Origin of the sequence: Flavobacterium pectinovorum (assembly GCF_900142715.1) — a bacterium.
In the GTDB taxonomy this organism is placed as follows: Bacteria; Bacteroidota; Bacteroidia; order Flavobacteriales; family Flavobacteriaceae; genus Flavobacterium; species Flavobacterium pectinovorum.
Genome location: NZ_FRBX01000002.1, coordinates 774395 through 797637, shown reverse-complemented (window position 1 = coordinate 797637; position 23243 = coordinate 774395). Strand labels below are relative to the sequence as shown.

Annotated in this window: 18 protein-coding genes and 1 riboswitch; of the genes, 3 read left to right on the top strand and 15 right to left on the bottom strand. The window is 32.5% G+C overall.

Annotation, left to right across the window (positions count from 1 at the left end; genetic code table 11):
* Positions 1-15: 15 nt before the first annotated feature.
* A complete protein-coding gene (locus BUE22_RS10000; protein ID WP_042566162.1) occupies positions 16-726 on the bottom strand; it encodes a phosphoadenylyl-sulfate reductase in 711 nt (236 codons plus the stop codon).
* Between the two features lie 26 nt (positions 727-752).
* Positions 753-1655 carry a sulfite exporter TauE/SafE family protein gene (locus BUE22_RS09995; RefSeq protein WP_042566161.1) on the bottom strand — a complete coding sequence of 301 codons (903 nt, stop codon included), beginning with the start codon at positions 1653-1655 and terminating at the stop codon, positions 753-755.
* Between the two features lie 308 nt (positions 1656-1963).
* On the opposite strand from BUE22_RS09995, the gene BUE22_RS09990 reads away from it, so the two are divergent.
* Complete coding sequence (locus tag BUE22_RS09990; protein ID WP_042566160.1) at positions 1964-2746, top strand: sulfite exporter TauE/SafE family protein; 783 nt, start codon at positions 1964-1966, stop codon at positions 2744-2746.
* Positions 2747-3152: 406 nt separating this feature from the next.
* On the opposite strand, the gene BUE22_RS09985 is transcribed toward BUE22_RS09990, so the two are convergent.
* From BUE22_RS09985 to BUE22_RS09935, 11 genes are all read right to left on the bottom strand, one after another.
* Positions 3153-3563: an RrF2 family transcriptional regulator gene (locus tag BUE22_RS09985; RefSeq protein WP_008466594.1), complete on the bottom strand. Its 411-nt coding sequence runs from the start codon at positions 3561-3563 to the stop codon at positions 3153-3155.
* A gap of 128 nt (positions 3564-3691) precedes the next feature.
* Positions 3692-4231, bottom strand: coding sequence for an RDD family protein (locus tag BUE22_RS09980; RefSeq protein WP_073394905.1), 540 nt, complete (start codon positions 4229-4231; stop codon positions 3692-3694).
* Between the two features lie 7 nt (positions 4232-4238).
* Complete coding sequence (locus BUE22_RS09975) at positions 4239-4748, bottom strand: RDD family protein (protein WP_073394904.1); 510 nt, start codon at positions 4746-4748, stop codon at positions 4239-4241.
* Positions 4749-4939: 191 nt separating this feature from the next.
* Positions 4940-6112 carry a trans-sulfuration enzyme family protein gene (locus tag BUE22_RS09970; protein ID WP_042566294.1) on the bottom strand — a complete coding sequence of 391 codons (1173 nt, stop codon included), beginning with the start codon at positions 6110-6112 and terminating at the stop codon, positions 4940-4942.
* A gap of 142 nt (positions 6113-6254) precedes the next feature.
* Complete coding sequence (locus BUE22_RS09965) at positions 6255-6680, bottom strand: OsmC family protein (RefSeq protein ID WP_042566157.1); 426 nt, start codon at positions 6678-6680, stop codon at positions 6255-6257.
* Between the two features lie 67 nt (positions 6681-6747).
* Complete coding sequence (thrA, locus tag BUE22_RS09960; protein ID WP_073394903.1) at positions 6748-9162, bottom strand: bifunctional aspartate kinase/homoserine dehydrogenase I; 2415 nt, start codon at positions 9160-9162, stop codon at positions 6748-6750.
* 1 nt (position 9163) lies between these two features.
* Positions 9164-10147 (bottom strand): alpha/beta fold hydrolase, encoded by a 984-nt coding sequence (locus BUE22_RS09955; protein ID WP_243396782.1) that lies wholly within the window; start codon positions 10145-10147, stop codon positions 9164-9166.
* Positions 10148-10226: 79 nt separating this feature from the next.
* Positions 10227-10334: riboswitch (SAM riboswitch) on the bottom strand.
* 188 nt (positions 10335-10522) lie between these two features.
* Complete coding sequence (locus BUE22_RS09950) at positions 10523-10723, bottom strand: hypothetical protein (protein WP_042566154.1); 201 nt, start codon at positions 10721-10723, stop codon at positions 10523-10525.
* Positions 10724-11348: 625 nt separating this feature from the next.
* Complete coding sequence (locus BUE22_RS09945; RefSeq protein ID WP_073394901.1) at positions 11349-12437, bottom strand: homoserine dehydrogenase family protein; 1089 nt, start codon at positions 12435-12437, stop codon at positions 11349-11351.
* A gap of 199 nt (positions 12438-12636) precedes the next feature.
* On the bottom strand, positions 12637-13941 hold the full coding sequence (locus BUE22_RS09940; protein WP_073394900.1) for an O-acetylhomoserine aminocarboxypropyltransferase/cysteine synthase family protein: 1305 nt from the start codon (positions 13939-13941) through the stop codon (positions 12637-12639).
* Between the two features lie 81 nt (positions 13942-14022).
* Positions 14023-14205 carry a hypothetical protein gene (locus BUE22_RS09935; protein ID WP_073394899.1) on the bottom strand — a complete coding sequence of 61 codons (183 nt, stop codon included), beginning with the start codon at positions 14203-14205 and terminating at the stop codon, positions 14023-14025.
* A gap of 748 nt (positions 14206-14953) precedes the next feature.
* Between BUE22_RS09935 and metK the strand changes: the two genes are divergently transcribed.
* Together metK and BUE22_RS09925 are read left to right on the top strand one after the other, a co-directional pair.
* Positions 14954-16204, top strand: coding sequence for a methionine adenosyltransferase (metK, locus tag BUE22_RS09930; protein ID WP_073394898.1), 1251 nt, complete (start codon positions 14954-14956; stop codon positions 16202-16204).
* A 160-nt stretch (positions 16205-16364) separates the two neighbouring features.
* Positions 16365-18149 carry a DUF4153 domain-containing protein gene (locus tag BUE22_RS09925; RefSeq protein ID WP_073394897.1) on the top strand — a complete coding sequence of 595 codons (1785 nt, stop codon included), beginning with the start codon at positions 16365-16367 and terminating at the stop codon, positions 18147-18149.
* Between the two features lie 61 nt (positions 18150-18210).
* Here the strand turns inward: BUE22_RS09925 and BUE22_RS09920 are convergent, their stop codons facing one another.
* Both BUE22_RS09920 and BUE22_RS09915 read right to left on the bottom strand, forming a co-directional pair.
* Positions 18211-20439 (bottom strand): hypothetical protein, encoded by a 2229-nt coding sequence (locus BUE22_RS09920; RefSeq protein WP_073394896.1) that lies wholly within the window; start codon positions 20437-20439, stop codon positions 18211-18213.
* A gap of 95 nt (positions 20440-20534) precedes the next feature.
* Complete coding sequence (locus BUE22_RS09915; RefSeq protein ID WP_073394895.1) at positions 20535-23222, bottom strand: TonB-dependent receptor; 2688 nt, start codon at positions 23220-23222, stop codon at positions 20535-20537.
* Between the last annotated feature and the right edge of the window lie 21 nt (positions 23223-23243).

The window sequence follows — 23243 nt, the reverse complement described above, 5'->3', positions numbered from 1 at the left end:
TATTCTCTTGCTTCTTTACTCTTTCTTAGCGCTATGCAAACCACATTCTTTATGACTTGATTCCCACCACCATCTTCCGGCTCTGATATCTTCTCCGGGAAAAATGGCTCTTGTACATGGCGCGCATCCTATACTTACGAAACCTTGTTTATGTAAAGCATTTTGAGGAACATTGTTTTCTTGCAAATACGCTTCAACTTCTTCTAAAGTCCATTTTAATAATGGATTGAATTTGATGATTTCGAAACCTCCATCGTATTCAAACAAATTCAAATCTTGTCTGTTTTCCGATTGTTCTGCTCTTAAACCTGTTATCCAAACTGAATTTCCAGCTAAAGCTTTTCGTAGCGGAACTACTTTTCGAATAAAACAGCATTCTTTTCTGTTCTCTACCGATTCGTAAAAACTATTAGGTCCTTTTGTTTTTAATAAATTTTCTACTGCTGTAGCTTCCGGAAAATAAACTTCAATTGGTCTTTTGTACTTTTTTAATGTTTTGTGAAAAACATCATAAGTTTCCTGAAATAGTCTTCCAGTATCTAATGTAAAAATGGTAATATCAGTATTACTTTTTGCAATAAAATCTGTAATTACCTGATCTTCCTGACCAAAAGATGTCGAAAAAATCACTTTTCCCGGAAATTCATTTGCTAAAAAAACTAATGTTTCGTCAAGCGAAAGATCTTTTGTTTTATCTAATAATGATTGTATAATTGTCGCGCTCATATTCTCTTTCCTTCCTAAAAAATCGATTACAATAATTTAGATAATGTTTTTAAACTCAATAATATAATTAAAATTCCAACTGCAATCATCATTGGTTTTCTTTTGATTTTATTTACAAGGTAAGCTCCAAGTGGTGCTGCAATTACACCTCCTAAAATCAAACCGATGATTACCTGCCAACCGTGAATTCCTCCAAAAAGCATGAATGTAATTCCGCTTGCAAACGAAATGGCAAACTCAGCCGCATTTACTGAACCAATAGTGTAACGTGGATTTCTTCCTCTTCCTAACAATGTAGAAGTTACAATTGGTCCCCAGCCTCCACCGCCAACAGAATCCATAAAACCTCCAAAAGCAGCCAAAACACTTAATTTTTTTGTTTTCTTTTTTACAATTGTTTTTTTCAATGCTTTTTTGATAATAATAACAGCCAAAATAATCATGTAAACTGCAATAAATGGCTTGATAAAATCTCCATTAATAACATCTGATAGTAAATAAGCTCCAGTAATTGAACCTAAAACTCCCGGAATCAATAAATGCTTTACCAGTTTTTTATTGATGTTTCCAAAACGATGATGAGAAAGCGCCGATGCTCCTGTTGTAAACATTTCAGATACATGGACCGCTGTACTACTCACAACCGGCGGAACCCCATAAGCCAATAAAAAAGAGGTTGAAGTTGCTCCGTATCCCATTCCTAAAGTTCCGTCTACCAACTGAGCAAAAATACCAATAAAGAAAAAAACCAAAAACTCCTGATTAAATCCTGAAACAAAACCATTCCATGAAAAGTCAGCATAATGATTGTAGATCAAAGTACTTAACAACCCTACAAGCAAAACTACCGGTATGATAACCCATAATTTTTCTTTTATCGACGTATCAGTCTTTACATCAACACTATTTATTTTCAGTTCTTTCTCCATATTTCTATGTTTCTTTTTTAAAAAATCTATTACCCTATCGGCTTACTAGATTACTTTGCAAAAATACTACTTATTTCTAAATATCAAAACAATATCTTTATTTTTTTAACCCCTTAATAATCCATTAATTACACTATAACGAAATATTTAAAGCTTCAACGGAATAATTTAACAAATAACGGCATATTTCATCTTATTTAAACAACAAACATTTACTAAATATTTGGTTTTTAATTACATTCTTAATGTCTACCATTTCCATAGGATAATTATAAAATTGTTTTTACTTTTACGCCAAATATTTTATTATGGATTTTCAGATTGGTCTTGTAATTGCAGGTTTGGTGGTTGGTTTTGTTGTTGGATTAACAGGTGTTGGCGGAGGTTCTTTAATGACTCCGATTTTATTATGGTTTGGTATTCCGCCAACCACAGCAGTTGGTACCGATTTATTATATGCTGCTTTTACCAAAATGGGAGGCGTATTTGTCCATCATAAAAAAGGAAATATCAATTGGTCTATTACTGGCTGGCTTACTTTGGGCAGTGTTCCGGCGGCTTTGCTTACACTTTGGATTTTAAATAGTATTAAAACTGATATTTCAACTATAAATGCTGTAATAAAGTACAGTTTGGGATGGGCACTTCTTTTTACATCAGTAGCTATTTTATTCAAAAAGAAACTTTTAGTCTTTTCTCAAAAACATGCCGGAGATAAATTTCATAGTGAAAGTCATACTCAAAATATGCTTACTATTGGAATTGGAGTTTTATTAGGCGCTACGGTAACACTAACTTCTATTGGTGCCGGAGCTCTGGGTACGGTTACTTTATTTTTTCTTTATCCGCTTTTACCAACACCTCGTTTGGTTGGAACCGAAATTGCGCACGCTGTTCCCTTAACTCTTGTTGCCGGAATTGGACATGCCTCAATGGGAAATTTAGATTTGGTTTTACTTGGTCAATTATTAATGGGATCTCTTCCTGGAATTTTTATAGGAAGCATGTTAAGCGGAAAAGTACCTGATTTATTGCTGAGAAATGCCATTGCGATAATGCTTTTTATTGCCGGATATAAATTGATTTTTTAGAATAAAATTCCAATCCTGCAAAATTTTCAAAACTTTGCAAATATGACTCTAATAGATATCTATTTAGAGATATCTAAGGATCAACGCTAAATGTTGTGGAGAAACATTAAAGATTTATACATCCTAATTATTTTTTAACGCAGAGATCACAAAGGTTTTTCGCAGAGTTCACTAAGATTTAAGTTGTGTTTACACAAGCTAAGTACGCAAAGCTTTGTGAACTTTGTGTTTTTACTAAACTTAACCTATTTAAAAAACTTTGCGTTCTCCGTGGTAATTTTTTTCTTTCTGTACAGGTTTCGTACTACTCCATACCTACAAGGTTTTGAAAACCTTGCAGGACAAAAATAAAAAGACCTTTCCATTTACTGAAAAGGTCTTTTTTTCTATTGAGAACAGAAATTGACTAAAATGCAATATCTGCCAATGAATTACTTTCAAGAATTTTAAGCGTATTATCACGAACTTCAGTCATTAAACGTCTTGCAGCGCATGTAGATTCATCATCGCAATCATCGCATCTTTCGTAAAAGTTATGACTCGCACAAGGCAACAATGCAATAGGTCCTTCAAGAATTCGGTAGACTTTCGCCATGCTAATGTCTTTCGGGTCTTTTATCAGATAGTAGCCTCCGCCCTTTCCCTTTTTTGCACCTAAAAAACCAGAGTTCCTTAGCAATAATAAAATACTTTCGAGAAATTTAATCGAAATATGTTCACTTTTGGCAATTTCGGCAATTTGTACAGGCTCGTTGTTTTCGCGTCTGGCCAAATAAGTTAAAGCTTTAATTCCGTATTTTGTTTTCTTTGAAAGCACTTCTTTATATTTTAATTGTTGAGTTTAGATTTTTAGCTAAATCACAAATCTTCATATTTTTAAACAACAAAAATATACTTTTTATATGAGAATAATCACAGAATAAGATTTAAATTCTACTTAGCCTATCAAATTATATCTTCAGTTCCAATTAAATTCAATTCCTGCAATTTCATTTGATCTTCTAATATGTTTTTCTCAACAACATATGTATCAGAAAGAGAATCATGCCACATTCTTCCTGATTCTCCCAAAAAAGATAAAGCATCAAAAGGAATAAGACGACTTAATGTCCTTTTGAAAATTGCGCCAAAACCCGGCTTTAGACCATACTCATTAATTACAACGCTGCCCGTAATAATTTTACCTAAAGTTCTACCAAAGAGACCTTCAAAAATAAAATAGTAGACCATTGCAAAAGAAAGATACGTTCCTATGAATCCAAGACTAATCAAAGTTTCTTCCCACATTCTATAGATATCCCATTGCAAGATATTCCCTATAATTACAATAACAAATGTAACCATGAATATTGTGACAAGTATAAAGACAAAATCAATAATACAGTTAAAAAAACGATCACGATCAGAAGTTAATAATTTCTTTTCAAGAATATAGATAAAGTCACTACTCTTTTGATCGGTGTTTTTTAATTTTATATTTTTCATTCCTTCTTTACGCTTCTACTTCCTGAACTCCAATTAAATTAAACTCATGAAACGTTTTTAAATTTTCCGCCAGATCTTTTTTGTTAACTACATATGTATCAGATATTGTATCATGCCAACCTCTACCTGAATCACCTAAAAAAGAAAAAGCTTCAAATGGAATTAAACGACATAAACTTCTTTTCAAAAAAGTACCAAAAGATGGTTTTTCACCGTTTTCATTTACCACAATTGTACCTGTAATAAGTTTTGCCAATGATCTTCCTAAAAACCCTTCTGTAATTGTATAATAAAAAATTGTAACTCCAATAAAAACTACCTGGCCACTAAGATCACCCATATCACTTAACCAAAGTAATATTCCGTTCCATTGAAAAAGACCAGCTAAGATGGCCAATATGAAAGCTAAAGCAAATATTAAGCACATAATAAAAATAATATCTAAAATATAATTTAGGATACGGCTTCCTTTAGAAGCGAACAATTCTTCGTCAATAATGTAAGTAGAGTTACTCATGTTTGGTTTGGTTTTAAGTTTATGATTATTAAATAGATTTAAATTTTAATTCAAACAAAAATATACTTTTTACTCAAACTATTACAAAATAGAATAACGATTTTTAACAGTAATAGAATTACAGCTAAAAATCGTTATTTATATTTAATTCTGATTTAGTTTTAAATCTAAAATCAGAAATCTACAATTATCTAAGAAAGCGCCTGGTCTAAATCGGCGATAATATCTTTTACAGTTTCCAAACCTACAGAAACACGCACTAAACCTTCTGTAATTCCTACTGCGAGCTTTTCTTCAACAGACAATTTACTGTGCGTTGTTGAAGCTGGATGCGTTACAATAGTTTTCACGTCTCCAATATTTGCCGAAAGCGAACATAATTTTATCTTGTCTAAAAATTTTCGTCCGGCTTCGATTCCGCCTTTAATTTCAATGGCAATGATATTTCCTCCTAAAAGCATTTGTTTTTTGGCAATCTCATATTTTGGATGCGATTTTAAAAACGGATATTTAATGCTTTCTACATTTGGGTGATTTTCTAAAAACTCCGCTACTTTTAAAGCATTTTCACAATGTTTATCAACACGAACCGCCAAAGTTTCTAAACTTTTTGACAAAACCCAGGCATTAAATGGTGACATTGCCGGTCCTGTATTTCTTGAAAACAAATATATTTTACGAATCAATTCTGCTTCTCCAACTGCAACTCCGCCTAAAACACGTCCTTGACCATCGATTAATTTTGTTGCTGAATGGATCACGATGTGAGCGCCATATTTAATAGGCTGCTGAATGTATGGCGTGGCAAAACAATTGTCGATTATTAAAATCAAATTATGCTTTTTTGCTATTTGCCCCAATAATTCCAAATCTACTACATCGACACCTGGATTTGTTGGCGTTTCTGCATATAAAATTTTGGTATTTGGCTTGATGAAACTTTCTATTGTTTCTGGTTTATTGATATCAAAATAAGAAGTTTCAATTTTCCATTTTGGGAAATAAGTCATAAACAACGCATGCGTAGACCCAAAAACACTTCCTGCAGATACAATGTGATCGCCAGAATCCAATAAAGCGGCAAATGTAGAATATATCGCTGCCATTCCGGTTGCAAAAGCATAACCAGCTTCGGCGCCTTCCATTGCACATACCTTGTCAACAAATTCTGTGGTATTTGGATTACTGAAACGAGAGTAAATATTGCGGACTTTTTCTTCTGTAAAAGAGGCTCGCATATCTTCGGCATCCTCAAATACAAAACTCGATGATAAATACAAAGGAGTTGAATGTTCCTGAAATTGTGTTTTTTCTAAATGTGTACGGATGGCTTGTGTTTCAAAACCAAATTCTTGTTCGTTCATTTTGTTTGTTTTTCTTGTTTCATGTTTCAAGTTTCAAGTTTTCTGCATTGCCTAAAACAAGAACTTAAAACTTAAACTTTATAGAGCATTAGTTAATCTTCATCTAAAAATTATCTAATTCTCTAATTGACTCATTTTCTAATTATAAAGCTTCGTTGTTCAACACAACTTTGTATTTAATTGTTGCTGTTGGCTCAACTGTTTTGGCAACTGAACAATATTTTTCGAAAGAAAGCTGTGCAGCACGTTGGGCTTTTTCAGGATTAATATCGCCTTCTAAATAAAAAACGACATTGATTTCTTTAAAAGGTTTTGCTTCGTCAACTTGCACGCGCTCGCCTTCGACCTCAGCATTAAAGGATGTTATTTCCTGACGTTGTTTCTTTAAAATCGAAATCATATCAATAGCACTGCATCCTGCAACTCCCATTAATACTAATTCCATCGGACTTGCACCTAAATCGCTTCCGCCAAATTCGGCTCTGCTATCAACATCAACTACATGACCTCTTTCATTTTTTAGTTTGAAATGAAACGCGTCGTTTACTCTGTTTAGGGTTACTTTCATTTTATTTGTTTTTTGTTTTTGTTTGAGCTCAAATCAGTAATCTAAACTCTGTAATCTAAAATCGATATTATCCTTTATCTGACAATCTCAAAATATCTCCAAATACTCCTCTCGCTGTAACCGCAGAACCTGCACCGGCTCCCTGAATTACGATTGGACGATCTCCGTAAGATTCTGTATAAATTTCGAAGAAAGAATCAGAACCTTTTAATCCGCCTAAGGCAGTATCTGAAGGAACAGAAACTAATTTTACTTCCAGATTCCCTTTGTCATTTTGCAAATCTCCAGACAATTCGCCAATGTATCTTAATACGTGATTTGGCTTTTGATCGGCTTTTATTTTATCGTAAATTGGGTCGAATTCTTTTAGTTTTGTCAAGAAATCAGAAACATTTCCATCACGTAAATGTTCCGGTATTAAATTCTGAATCGAGATTTCTTCAAACTCATTTTGTAAATCTAATTCTCTGGCCAAAATCAATAATTTTCTTCCCACATCATTTCCGCATAAATCTTCACGTGGGTCTGGTTCTGTGTATCCGTTATCAATTGCTTCTTTTAAAATTTCGCTAAACGGAACATCTTTTGCAGAAAAATTATTGAATAAATAACTCAAAGTACCAGAGAAAACTCCTTTTATCTTCGTGATATTTTCGCCCGAAAGATGTAATAATTTTATTGTATCAATTAATGGCAATCCTGCACCAACATTGGTTTCATACAAATAATTCTTTTGGTTTTCTGCCAAAGCTTTTCTCAATTCTTTATAAAAACCATAGCTTAATGTATTAGCAACTTTATTTGAAGAAATCAAGTCGAAACTGCTTTCTATAAACGGAATATAATTTTCTACGAATGAAGCACTTGCCGTATTATCAATCGCAATTAGGTTTTCTAAATGATGCTGATTGGCGTAAGCAATAATATCCTGAATGGTGTAAGCAAGACCTTCTTTTTCAATGTCAGTTTTCCAGCTTGAAGTTACGCCATTTTTATTTAAAAGTAATTTTTTAGAATTGGCAATTGCAAAAACATTCAATCGAACATCTTTTCTTTTTTCAATAGCTGATGCTGATTCTAAAATCTGATTGATTAAAGTTCCGCCAACTAAACCATGACCTATAATCGCGATATTGATTTTTTTAGAAACTCCAAAAATCTCTCCGTGAATTACGTTTAACGCTTTATGCAGCTCCGTTTTTTTAACCACCAAACTCACGTTTTTACCCGTAACGGTGTTGTTAAACAATATCGGAACAATTTTATTTTTGATTAATGCCGTGTAAGGTTTATGGAAAGTGCTCAAATCCTGACCAATAATTGAAATTACAGATACATTATCTGTTACTGTAATCTGGTTTACATCTTTAGAATAAAAATCATTTTCAAACTCTTTTTCTAATTCAACCATTGCGGTTGTCGCTTTATCAGTTGCCACTACAAGACCAATTCCTCTTTCTGAAGAACCTTGCGAAATGATGCTTACGCTGATATTGTGATCGCCCATTACTTTAAAAATTCGGGCATCAACGCCGGCTTTTCCAAGTAATCCGCGACCTTCAAGATTTACAAGAGAAACATTCTCTAATACTGAAAGTGTTTTTATCCCTTCTTTTGCAGAATCTGAAGTAATTAAAGTTCCGCGATTTTCGTGATTGAAAGTATTTAAAATACGAAGTGGAATGTTTTTTTCTAATAATGGAATAATCGTTTTTGCGTGCAGAATTGTTGCTCCAAAATTGGCTAATTCGTTTGCTTCGTTAAATGAAAGAAATTCGATTTTTTTAGCATCTGCAACCAAATCTGGATTAGCTGTGTAAATTCCGTCTACGTGTGTAAAGTTTTGTAATTCTTCGGCATTCAAGTAATTAGCAATTAAAGAAGCGGTGTAATTACTGCCGTTTCTTCCTAAAGTTGTGGTGTCGTTATTGTTGTTTGAACCAATAAAACCGGTTACAATGTTTACGGTTGAGCCGTTATGTTCTTTAAAATAATTAACAACATTTTTCTTCGAAAGCTGTTCCAGAGGCTGTGCATCACCAAATTTAGAATCTGTTTTTAGCAATTCTCTTGCATCAACAAAATTGGCCGGAATTCCTTTTTCTTTTAAAATCGAAGTCAATAATTTAGCCGAAAGCAATTCGCCTTTTGACAAAATCTGATCTTTAATTTTATTGCTGTAATCGCCAATTAAGCTTACACCTTCAAAAAGTTTTTCTAAAATAGTAAACTCTTCAGATAAATCAACTTGTGGATAATCTGAAATTTGATAGATTTTAAAGTTTTCGAATAATGGTTTATAATTTCCGTTTTTGGCAGCAATTTTTAAAATATATTCTAATTCATCTGTAGCATTTCCGCGGGCAGAAACTACAACGGCAATTTGTTCGCCCTGATTTACTTTATCTGAAATAATTGAGACAACTTTGTTAAGTCCTTCTCCGTTTGATAATGATTTACCTCCAAATTTTAATACTTTCATTTTATTTTGCTATTGTTTCTGCCTTAAAAATATCGGCAAGTAAATGATCTAATTGTTTGTACTCGATTAAAAAAGCGTCATGTCCGTGAACAGAATCTATTTCGTTATAAAAAACATTGTCTTTGAACTTTTTTAATTCCTGATAAGTTTCTCTGTTTTCTTTTGCCGTAAAAAATAAGTCAGAATTAATTCCGATAATGTGAATTGTAGCATTTGTTTTTGATATTAAGGTTTCGAAACTCTCACTATTTCGAGTAATATCTATGGTTTTAAGCAATTGGTTCATTAGTTTATAAGAAGCCAATTGATATCTTTTTTGCAATTTGTCTCCGTGGTGTGCCAGCCAGCTTTCTATATTAAAAACAGAAAGATTTGGGTTTGTCGTACGTTGAAATTTTTCTTTGAATGATTCCGGAGATCTGTAACACAACATGGCATGAATTCTGGCATCTTCAATTGGTCTTGATGAATTGTTCAGGATTTGTTCCTGTAAAAAGCAATTGGCAATCATCCAGTCTGTCGATTTCCAATCTGTTGCAATTGGAATCAGGTTTTGAGTAATGTTTGGTTTTAATGCCAGCATTTCCCAGGCAATTCCACCGCCAACAGAACCACCAATTATAGTATGGACCTGAGTTATATTTAAGGCATCAAGTCCTTCAAGAAAAATTCTGGCAATATCTCTGGTTGTAAAATCCTGGTAATTTTCGATGATAAAAGAATCGGTTCCGTTACCTGGAACGTTGAATGCAAGGACTGAGTATTTTTCTGTATCGATTGTTTTTCCTTCGCCAATTAAGTCATTCCACCAGCCATTTTCGCCTGTAACCTGAGCATTCCCTGTCAAAGCATGATTGACCAAAACAATAGGCGCGCTATATAATGGCAAACCAAAAACGGTAAAGCTTAAAGGTAACGAACGGTAAAGTGCACCATTTTCGGTGGTGAAATTTTGTATGCTAATGGGGTTTGGTATATTTTCCAATTTCAAATCTGTTGTATTATTGATTTGTATCTGGAAATATTAGAAAGAAAAAACTAGTATGAAACTAGAAAAATTCTTGTTGTTATCTTTCCACGTTTGGCGTGGTAGAATGCAGCACCTTCTTCGCTTTACCGAAGGGTTGCTAAGGATTCATCGGGTCTAATCCCTCGTCCTTTCTTTATAACATTTCAATACGTTTTTGAACTTAAAGGTGCAAATTAACTACTAATTTCTTAAACAAACAAATTTTATCGAAACTGATTGCTCAATTTCTTAAACATAATTCAAACTAAAACTATTGTACGCAAAAATTTACCGAACAATTTGCCCAGTAAAATTAAGCAGGTTTTCCCTTATTCTATGATGCTTTTCGATTTAGATAAAAAGCGTTTCATTTTCTTTTGAGTACATCAAAAACAATAAAGAGTTTGGCTCTTTTTTCTCTTCTTTTTTATCTGTTTCAGTTATTCCGAACCTTGGATGGATCAATTCGTTCTTTGGCGGCGGCGGATTGTTTCTTTTAGTTCTGTTTTTCAATGTTGAAAATGTTTTTGCGATGTAGTTTAATGTACTCATGATATTAAGTTTTAGTTTGTTGTGTGTTATTATGTTTACTATTCGTTTATTATTTTGTTAAGAAGCCAAATGAAATAAAAAAACCCTTTTGGATCAGGATACCAAAAGGGTTTAAGTTTTTCAAACTCATATATTCTTTTAGTATCAACAGACGCATACGCAAATAAATGCGACAGAGAACATCTTGTTCATCTGTAGGGATTTATTCATCTGTGATTTATTTATTATTTTAAATTCTTGCATTTTCTTATAAAATTAAAAAGCCTCCAAAAAAATTATCGGGAGGCTTTTGCATATGTTTTTATTGTTTTCTTACAATTTAAGCAAAAGACTTCCCAACGGTTTTAACCGAAATGGCGCAAAACATTTTATAGACATTTAAGTTCATTGATTCAGTAGCTTTTGGGTTTAACAAATATGGCAATATTATTTTAATTACGCAAATAAAAAACAATAAATTAATACGAAAATCCGACAAAAAACTACTTTTTTTCGATATAAAACATCTTACAAAACTTTTGTTACACAAAACAGAGGTAAAAACTTACAAATAATTGATTTACACCTTAATATTTCCACAAATCAGTTTATCAAAGAACATTTCAAAGCATTTTTTAATTTGGTTTTAAAGCCAAACTGCTTCCTTATTTTTAATTTTTTCGGCAACTTTTAAGATGTCAGTTATAATTCCTCTTGAAATTGCCTGTTTACAAGCCGAAGCACTCTGAATTACGATTGGAACATCGGCATATGATTGTGTGTAGATTTCAAAAATAGTATCAGAACCTTTTAATTGTCCAATTGCCGATGCTGCAGATTCTGAAACCAATTTCACTTCCAATGTATTTTTCTCTACATCAAATTCGCCAACGTATCTTAAGACATGATTATCGGCCTGGGTGATTTTTGAAATTTTAAAATACCTGTCAATCGCTTCTTTATCAAGAATTCCGTTTTTCTCTAAATGTTCTTCTTTAATAATAGAATTGATTTTAATATCCGACAGTTCAAAATCCTTTCCAATTTCTCTGGTCAGAATGAGCAGTTTTTTTGCCGTATCATTTCCGGATAAATCTTCTTTAAAAGTAGAACGCATCAATCCTAACAAACTGGCATCTTTTAAAACAGAAGAAAAAGTGGTTTCTTCATTCGAAAATCGATTAAAAACATAACTCAGATTATCAGAGAAAACACCCCGAATCCTGGTTATTTTTTCTCCCGAATAATACAAATCTCTCAAAGTCTGCAAAACCGGAAATCCGGTATCAACCGATGTTTCATACAAAAACTCTTTGTCGTACTTTTTAAGATTTTCCCTTATTTCTTTATAAAGATCAAGCGGAAGTGTATTTGCCTTTTTATTTACCGCTACAATATTAAATCCGTTTTGAATCAATGTATTATAATGACTTATCAATTCATCACTCGCCGTAGCATCAACAGCTATCAAGTTTTCAAATTCGTTTTCTTTTGCAAATTCTATAATATCTTCTACTTTAAACGGAATGGCCAATTGCACAAAATTGGTTTCCCAGGCATATCCAACGCCTTCTTTCTCGAAAAAAGCAACGGTAGAATTGGTGATTATCGGAAAATGAAAATCGATGTTTTTACTTTGCAGAAAAAATTCCTGACTTTCAATTATCTGATTGATCAAAGTGCTTCCGATATTTCCAATTCCGAAAAGGATAATATTTATTTTAAGCTTTGACATAATTTTAATTTTAATTTATTAAACCATATAAGTTATATAAGTTCATATAATGTGTCAACGATTATAATTTAGACGCACTGTTGTGCGTCTCTACTTATATGGTTCAAAACTTTTATACTGAATGCTTTTCTCATAAAAAATCACCTTTAGCAAAAACTCACTCGCTAAAGGCAATTTTTCAAACAAAAAACAAAAAAACCTAATTTTTATTGATGCTGTATTGCGATTGTGTAACACTTGCAAATACAGTTTCCAAGTCTGCGATTAAATCTTCAATATCTTCGATTCCAACGGAAAGTCTGATCAAATCTTTTGAAACTCCCGTTTCTAGCTGTTCATCATCTGTAAGTTGTTGGTGCGTTGTACTTGCCGGGTGAATAATTAATGATTTTGTATCACCAATATTGGCCAGCAATGAGAATAATTTCGTTTGATCTACTACTTTTTTAGCCGCTTCAAAACCTCCTTTTAATCCAAAAGTGATAATTCCGCTCTGTCCTTCCGGAAGATATTGTTTGGCTAAATCATAATATTTATTGTTTTTCAAACCCGGATAATTTACCCAAACCACCTCATCTTGTTTCTCTAACCATTCGGCAAGAGCTAAAGCATTTTCGCTGTGTTTTTTAATTCGAATTGGCAATGTTTCTAATCCCTGAATAATCTGGAAAGCATTAAACGGACTCAAAGCAGATCCGAAATCACGCAATCCTTCAATTCTAGCTTTTGCAATAAAAGCAGCCTTGCCTAAGGCTTCGTGATACACTAATCCGTGATATCCGGCAGAAGGTTCTGTAAATTCAGGGAATTTTCCGTTAGACCAGTCAAAAGTTCCGGCATCGATAATCGCTCCTCCTAATGAAGTTCCGTTTCCGGCAATATATTTAGTTAAAGAGTGAATTACGATATTCGCTCCGTGTTCAATTGGTTTTAACAAATAAGAAGTCGCGACAGTATTATCTACAATAAACGGCACTTTAAATTTTTTGGCTTCCGCCGAAATTGCTTTCAAATCCAATACATCCAATTTTGGATTTCCTAACGATTCTACGAAGAAAGCTCTTGTATTTTCTTTTGCCGCTTTGGTGAAGTTTTCTGCTTTTGCAGGATCCACAAATGTGGTTGTAATTCCTAAACGAGGCAAAGTCACTTTTAATAAATTATAAGTTCCTCCGTATAAACTATTCGAAGCCACAATATGATCTCCGGCTTTTAGCAAAGTCAGGAAAGTCGTCGCAATTGCCGATGCTCCAGATGCTGTAACTACGGCTGCAATTCCGCCCTCAAGCGCTGCTAAACGTTGTTCCAGAACATCATTTGTTGGATTATTCAATCTGGTGTAAATAAATCCGGCTTCGGCAAGGCCAAATAAATTGGCAGCGTGATCAGCATTATTAAATACGTATGACGATGTTTGGTAAATTGGCACTGCTCTTGTGCTTCCGTTTTTAGTTACGTCGTGTCCTGCATGTAGTGCGTTTGTTGCGAATTTTTGTGTGCTCATGATTTCTTAGTTTTTAAATATTGTTAAATAGATTTTATATTGTAATTGAATTTTATTTTTGAAATAGATATTGAAATAGATTTAAACAAAGTCTTCCTCTTCTTCAAGATCATACATTTGAAACAGTAATGATTTTTGACTTTTCATATACTGTTCCGGATTATACTGTAAAACTTTATTGGTTTCTTCAGCATTATTGTTTTTTTGAGAATCTGTTCTTAATAAGTATTGAAATGCGATTGTATTGATATCTAGTGTGTTCATGATTTTTAATTTTAATTGTTGGAAATAAAAAAAGCCCTTTCGGATGGCTTACCAAAAGGGCTTATAGTTGAAACTATAACAAAGATTTTATCTTTCACTTTCGGCAATAGCAGGTCTGGATGCACATCGACATCTTACAACACATCATCATTTTATTTACTACTGAATTCATTTTATTTTTTTGTTTTCACCATATAAGTGATATAAGTTCATTTTAGTTTTATTTTGAAACTCCACTTATATTTTCTTACATCATTTATATGGTTTAATTAAATTTTGATCAAAAAAAAACCTCTGCGATTTGCAGAGGTCTTATTGTTATTTTTAGATTTAGATACTAAACAATAGTGCACTCTGCGGAAGTTTCCGGCATCATGCAACACATATTTTTAATAACTAAATTCATTTTTGTTCTTGTTTTGTTTGGCAAATGTGAGAACTTTTTTTCAATCCACCAAACAAAAATTGATTTATTTTCCATTACCCTATCAAATTAGTATGATATGTTAAATTTCTGCTTATAAAAAGAAAAAATGTTCAACTTTAATTTGCAAATCAAAATGGTTTTGTACTTTTGCACCCGAATACAGAGGAAAAATTTGAACTGATTGCAACCTCTTCATAATGAAACGGTTCGTTATGAATACTGAAAGATTGATTTCAGTAGTAAAAAATGCTAAAGCAGGAATTCTCCTTTAGCCTTTTTCAGCAATTATTTTCCTCGCTTAATTTTAATTTAATAATTATTATGGCTTATTTATTTACGTCAGAATCTGTTAGTGAAGGGCATCCAGACAAAGTTGCAGATCAAATTTCGGATGCATTAATTGATAACTTCTTAGCATTTGATCCTGACTCAAAAGTAGCATGTGAGACTTTAGTTACAACTGGTCAGGTAATTTTGGCCGGAGAAGTAAAATCGAATACTTATCTTGATGTGCAGCAAATCGCTCGTGAAGTAATCCGTAAAATTGGATATACAAAAAGCGAGTACATGTTTGAGGCAAATTCTTGTGGAATTTTATCAGCAATTCATGAACAATCTGCTGATATTAATCAAGGTGTAGACAGAGCTAAGCCAGAAGAACAAGGTGCAGGAGATCAGGGAATGATGTTTGGTTACGCAACTAACGAAACAGAAAACTATATGCCTTTGGCTCTTGATTTATCTCATAAATTATTACAGGAGTTAGCTATTTTAAGACGCGAAAATAATGAAATCACTTATTTACGTCCGGATGCTAAATCTCAGGTAACTTTAGAATACAGCGATGATAACAAACCAACTCGTATTGATGCGATTGTAATCTCAACTCAACACGATGATTTTGATGAAGAAGCTACAATGCTTGCTAAAATCAAAAAAGATATTATCGAAATTTTGATTCCTAGAATTATCGCTAAAAATCCAGCTCACGCTCATTTATTTAATGATAAAATCAACTACCATATTAACCCAACAGGAAAATTCGTAATTGGAGGACCTCACGGAGATACTGGTTTAACAGGAAGAAAAATCATTGTTGATACATACGGTGGAAAAGGAGCTCACGGTGGTGGTGCTTTCTCTGGAAAAGATCCAAGTAAAGTAGACAGAAGTGCTGCTTATGCTACACGTCATATCGCTAAAAACTTAGTGGCTGCAGGTGTTGCTGACGAAATCCTTGTACAGGTTTCTTATGCAATTGGTGTTGCACAGCCAATGGGTATTTTTATCGAAACTTACGGAACTTCTAAAGTAAATTTAACTAACGGTGAAATTGCTAAAAAAGTAGAAGAGTTATTCGATATGCGTCCTTACTTTATCGAACAACGTTTAAAATTAAGAAACCCTATTTATAGCGAAACTGCTGCTTACGGACACATGGGACGTAAACCAGAGGTTGTTACTAAAACTTTTGCTGCTCCGGGCGGGCATTCAAAAACTGTAACTGTTGAGTTGTTTACTTGGGAAAAACTTGATTTTGTAGACAAAGTAAAAGCTGCATTCGGACTTTAATTTTTAATTCAAACGGTTATTAATTCTTAGACTTCACAGTCCATTTCTTTTTAATCTTACTTATATTACCCCCGATTTCTATTCGTTTAGAGATCGGGGTTTTTATTTGGTTATTAGTTTGCATTTGCTTTTCTTTAGTGTGAAATTAACCATCCCAAAAATGAGCAAACTTCCTTCGTTACAAAACGTATTAAATGCAATACAAAAAACAGTTCTTAGATTTCCTTTAGAAACCATTACAGCAATTCTGGGAACTATTTTTGCCATCATACTTAATGAGTTTGATTACAGCAATCCCAAAAAACATTTTTTCGAAAAAGCTTTATTGAGTTCTTCTTTATGTTTGGTTCTGTTTCTTTCTGTGAGTTTGTTTTTTCTTAGTTCGAACAAAAAAAACATTTTACGTTTTATCACAAGTCTAATTCTTGGATCGCTGGTTGTCGCTTTTGTTTTTAGTTTTAGAGACCGAATGATAGATACAGAATTTCAGCAGTTTTTTGTTCTTAATATTGCGCTGCATCTTTTGGTTTCCTTTGCTGGTTTTTTACCAAAAAAGTACAATCAGGAAGAGTTTTGGGAATTCAATAAACAGCTTTTTCTCAGGATTTTAACTTCTGGATTATATAGCTTTGTACTTTATTGCGGTTTGGCTTTGGCAATTTTAGCTGTCGAAAAACTATTTAAATTTGATTTTTACGATAATATTTACCTTTATATCTTTTTCATTATTGGCGGAATCTTCAATACCATTTTCTTTTTAAACGGAGTTCCTGAAATTGATAATCATGAAGTTCCGCTTCAGTTAAATTATCCAAAAGGACTTAAAAACTTTACGCAATATGTTTTATTGCCTTTAATAAGTCTTTATCTGGTAATTTTAATTTGTTACGAAGCCAAAATTCTTATTACGCTTTCATTGCCGGTTGGTTGGGTTTCTTATTTAGTTTTAGCATTTGCCATTACTGGTATTCTTTCCTTTTTACTCGTTCACCCAATCGCAAATGAAAGCGGAAATCTTTGGATGCGAACTTTTAGCCGATGGTTTTATTTTTTATTAATTCCATTATTAGGTTTATTATTCTGGGCTATTTTATACCGAATTAATCTTTACGGTTTTACACACGAACGTTATTATGTTTTGCTATTATCAACTTGGCTTGCGGTTGTTGTAGCTTATTTTTTAATTCAAAAGCATCCTAAAATAAAATTCATCCCGATAAGTATGTGCATCGCCGGGTTGTTTTCAATTGCTGGTCCGCAAAGTGCCAATTCTGTTTCAAAATACAGTCAGTTATCCCGATTTGAAAGTTACATGCAAAAGGATAAAAAAACAAAACTGACTTTTGAAGAAGAACAGGAATTGAGCAGCATTGTTTATTTTTTGGAGAGAAATTATGGTTTTGAAGTTATGTTGCCGTACGCTGACAAAAAATTAGACGCACTTTATAAAAAAGATAAAGATCCGGATTCACATCAAATTATGGAAAGTTTAGGTTTTGAATATCGATCTGAATATGATCGAAAAGACGATTTAAACGATTCTTTTAGTTATTATTTCTATGAAAGAAATGATAATGCCGTTGAAAATATTCATGGATATGATTTTAGTTTTACAATCCATAGCAGCATCTCTTTTGATTGTAAAGATTGTATCACTATCGGCAACACACCTTATTCAATACTATCACAACAACAAAAATACGATCGTAATTTACAGATCAATGAGGATATAATTCCATTAAAAATAAATGATTTTGTTAATTCAAATTCAGCCTTTAAGAGTAGAAATAATTACGATAATTCAGCCGTAAAAATTAATCAAAAGATAGAAAATTCAAAATACAATATTTTACTAACGTATATTAGCGCAAATGGTAAGATCGAAAACAACAAAAAAATCTTAGAAAACTACCAGATAAAAGTAATGATTGGTATTAAAAAATAAAAAAAAGAACCCGACAAAAGTAAAATCTTGTCGGGTTCTTTTTTATACGAATTTTAAAACTCTAATACGTTCCGTCTTCCATTTTAGTTAATGTTTCGCGAATTTCAACGGCAGTTTGTTCATCAATTTCAGCAGTTAAAAACTTAACTGCCAGCTTTTGAGTTGCGATCGCTTTATCTTTTTGACCGTCTTTGTAATACAACTGCCCTAATGTATCTAAATAATATGGATTGTTTTTAGTTACAATTAAACTATACTCTGACCAACTTATAGCATCTTTTATGAAACTATTATTTGCAGGTTTTAATACTGTTGCCCAGGCAGCATTATTCGCAAGATTGGAATGGTAATCTTTAAATGAATTCCATCCGTTATAAGAATAATCAGAATTAGTATCTAATGTCGCAAACATGCTGTCTAATCTCTCAATAGCATTTCCTTTTTCAGTTGATAAATTCGAATCAAAATAAGATTTAAACTCTTTTAAGAAAGCAACATCATCTACACTGTTTTGACTATCTGAATTCAAATAGTCAAAGTAATTTTTATAACAATCAAAATTTCCTTTACCACTTGCAATCAACTTTTTGTAGATCGCAATTATTTTATTTTGATTTGCTTTTCCTTCAACGCCTTCTTGCGTTACATAACTATTTTGTTGCAAAGCCGATGAAATTTCAAAACTTAAACTTCCTTTTAGTAATGCTAAGGCATTTCCGTTTTCATCTTCTATGTTCATTTTTTCAATGGCGTCGTAATGCTTTAACAAGTAATCAATTGCTAAGAAATCGGTATCATTAAAAACACGCTCTTCATTAAAAAACTGTTTCGTGAAACCTACGTTTTTTATTTCTCTCAAGATCGTTTCTACCAACTCTCTGCTTGGTTTTGTATCTTTTTGGTGTGATTCAATTAATTTTTTCCAAATCTGAGTCACTTCTTTTTTATCCAGAGTAACTTTTGCAATGTTAAAATCAGCCGGATTTACTTGTGCTGTAACTGTATCTGTTGTTGTTTCATATTCATACGGTATATCAAGCATTGAAGCTTTATGAAAAGCCGAAATAACATCAGCATCTGTTGTTTTTTTATTTTTCACCACTTTAGCAAAAGCAAAAAATGCATTGGCTCTTTGCAGTTTTTTGGCAAACTCATCATAATAACTTAACTCTGATTTTTTATCTAATAAATTCGATTTAGCGGTTGCCAAAACATCTCCATCTCCATTTAATATTACAATAGCAGGACTGTCAGAAATTTTAGCGGTTTTAAGCCATTTTTTATCATCGGCTGTAGCCAAATAATAATTAAAAACATCATATTGCGCATTGTAAGCATCATACATATAATACCCAACCTGTTCTTCAAGATCTTTTAATACTGCATCAAAATCAGCTTTTGCTGCAGGATTTTTACCATCGGCATACACTATCAAAAATTTCGTTTTTGCAGTTTTAGTTGCAGCAATAGCACTTTTTAAATTGTTTTCGACTTTAAATTTAAAATCATATTTAGAAGCATAATCTACTGTTGCAGCACTATCTACAGCAACTCCAAAATCATCGCTAACTAAAGGTTCTTTTCCGGGATATGTCCATTTTAAAACACTTTTATTTTCAATTGGCGTAACATTTGATGCTACATCAGGCTGCGCATCTTTTGAATTTATAAAGGTCAGAGGATTTTTTCCTGCATGTTCTGCAATCTGCAATTCATTTGTTTTTTTATCATAAAAACCGGCCAGATTTAAATCATTTACTTCATTAAGTTCATATTTAATGGTGATTTCTGAAACGTCTTTTGGCAAAGCAAATTTTGAAATTGTACTCTTTGCCTCATATTCTTCGAATACTAAATATAAATAATCGGTACGATCAATTTCAAATTCTACGTCGATATTAGTCCATTCAGGATCCAGCTTGGTTTTAATATCCGAAAGTCTTTCATATTGAACAGCTTCAGACCCTTTTTGAGTTCCTATATAAAATGAATAGAAAGAAGGATCTACAAACTTAATTTTAATTTTTTGGGATTTATTGTCGTTTTTATAAGTAAGGTTAAAAGGATTTTCAACCTTTTTACTTTGAATAAATATTAAAGAATCGCCTTTAATCTTGTAGTCACCAGAGTAAAAAACCAATTCGTATTTATTATTGTCTAATAAGTTTAATTTGATTTTCTGACCCTTATTTGTAGAAATATAAGTTCCTTTTTCTATTGTTTTTGTTTGAGAGAAAGAAGGAAACACTACACAAAAAAACAATAAGAAACTCCATATATAATTGCGCATAATATAAATTTTGGCTTGTTAATATTAAACGTAAAGATATTTGATTATTATCGAAATCAATTGCCTTAAATCCAAAAATAGATACTTAATAGATACTATAAATTATATTTCATCGAAAAAATAATATAGCGCGGCTGCACAGTATACTGAGAAACCCTTGTAGAAAACTGCGAAAAACTGTCATCATTTAAATAGGTAGTGTTTAGCAAGTTTGTAGCCGATATTTTATACTCCCATTTGCTGTCTTTTTTTTGATAAATTAAACTGGCACTCAGGAAATCATACTCGTTATCGACTGTTTTATTGCCATTGTAATAATGGTAAAATTCATATTCTGAAACAAACGAAAAACTATTCAGAAAATAATAATCCAATCTCGCAAAAGGTTTGTCTGTATAATAGGTCGAACCACTGTATTTATTGATTAACGCATTGTATCCAAACTCGATATTAGGCAAGTTTTTATAATTTGTTGAAGCTTTTACAGTATAACTCTGCACAAAACTTTCTGTTGTTGCTAATTGATTGTTTTGAATATTATTAAACTTCGACCAATTGAAACTTGCATTTACAGAAGCTTTATAATTTTTCAGGAATGATCGACCGTAATTTCCCATTCCGGAAAAAGTTTCATCTGCCAAATTTGAATTATACGGTACCGATGACTGATTAATTCCAGTAAATTCTGCCGCTGTTTTTATTGCATCTACTTTTTTAGTATAAGTTGCATTCGCAAAAATATTTTCAAAATTGAACATATTATATTTAAAATATCGCAACGTATGCACTTGTGAAGTAGCATTTTCCAGAAAACGATTTCCTCTAAACAAACTACTGTAATCAGATAAAACATAACCGGAAGCCAATTGATTAACATCTGTAAAATCGTTTGACAGAGAGAAATTATAAGTTAGCGTTTCTGCTTTTTTAATTTGATAAAGAGCAAAGAAATCAGGCAATATTTTTGTGAAATTCTGAGAATAATCAGTTCCTAGCTGCGTGTTTTTCATTGCATACGAATGCACACTAAATCCGGGTGTTAATGTAAATTTCCCTGTCAATATTTTATAATGAAATCCTAAAAATACATCATCAAAATTATAATTTACCTGATTGTTATTTTCCGAAGTATTCAGGTCATTTTTATCACCGTTATCCAAAATCTGAAACATATGAGAATTAAAATTTTGATGTGAATAGGTATTTCCAAATGTAATGTTGATGTTGCTTTTTGGCGTTACCATATAATAGTAATCCAGTTTTGCATCGATTTTATTGGTTTTTACAAAACGATCCTGATTCAGATCATTTCTGTCTTGTCCGGAAACATAGCCTTCCAAATCAAAAGGCTGTGTTCTTAAATTGGCATTATAAAACGGATTTTCATCCTGATAGAGATGCTGCATTTCAAAAGCAAAAATATTTTTGGTGCTTTGCGTATAATACAAACTCAAATTTTGATTTACCGATGTTGGATCCTGCTTTTTATTCGTTAAAATAGTTTCGATATCCGAAATATTATCAACAACAGATTCCCGCAACAAATTGGTGTCTTCATCTTGTTTTGATAATTTTGTTAAGATGTCATAATCAAATTGAAATTTATCATTTGGTTTATATGTTGAACTCAGTTTAAAAAGACCCAAATTGTTTTTTTGATGGGTTAATTCATCTCGTTTTTGCTGATCGCCAGAATCTAAAATGGTAGTTTGCGACTTGGTTTCCAAATCTGTTTTTGAAGAAGAAAGAATTCCAAAACCACTAATATTCCAGGATTTCGTAACGGAATAAGCAAAATTTGTTGCTCCAAATTTCGTTTCAATTTCCTTGGCGCGATTGTTTCGTAAAAGCGAAATCCCAATATCATTCGAAGAAATATTAAAATTACTTCCGCCCTTTTTCATCATATTTTTAAAACCTCCCGTAAACTTAAAATAATCCTGCGCCGTAAGCGGCAGTTCTCCAATATTATTAAAATTGGTGATTAAATTTATACTGTATTTCGGACTATAATAAAATAGTTTCGGGTTAATAATATATCGGCTATCGAGTTCTCCAACTCCAATTCCTGCGGTAACATCACCAAACCAAAAGTTCTTTTTGCCTTCTTTCAGTTTAATATTCATCGCCACATTATCCTGATCGTTTTCTAAACCTTTTAAGGCGCTGACTTCGTTATAATTTCGCAAAACCTGAATTTTATCAATGGCATCGGCAGGAATATTTTTAACACCGAGTTTGGTATCTCCGTCAAAAAAATCTTTGCCTTCAACCATCAATTTGCTTACTTTTTTTCCTTCAACTTCAATTTCACCATCAGCATTTACCTCAACTCCGGGAAGTTTTTTCAGTACATCTTCCAGCTTTTTTTCTGTTCCCGATTTAAAAGAATCTGCATTATAAACAATGGTATCGCCTTTTATGGAAACGGGCATTTCACGCACAATTTCTACGCCTTCCAATTCAATTCCGGCGCCATCCATGACAATGTTCTGTACTATATTTTCAGTCTTTGTCGAAATAGTAATTTCTTTCGATTTCATTCCGAGATAACTGATTTTTACGATATAAGATGCATTAGGTTTCAGAGTAAGCTGAAATCTTCCTTTATCATTTGTAATTCCGTATGAATCCATAGCTTTTGTAGCCGAATTTACAGCCATAATATTGGCCATTTCTAACGGGTTTTTCTGCTCGTCCTGAATGAATCCATCAAAACGGACACTTTGAGAAAAGGAAACAGAAGTCAATAAAAAGGCTACGAAACAAAGTATTTTGTTCATTTTAATAATTTTGGAATTTGA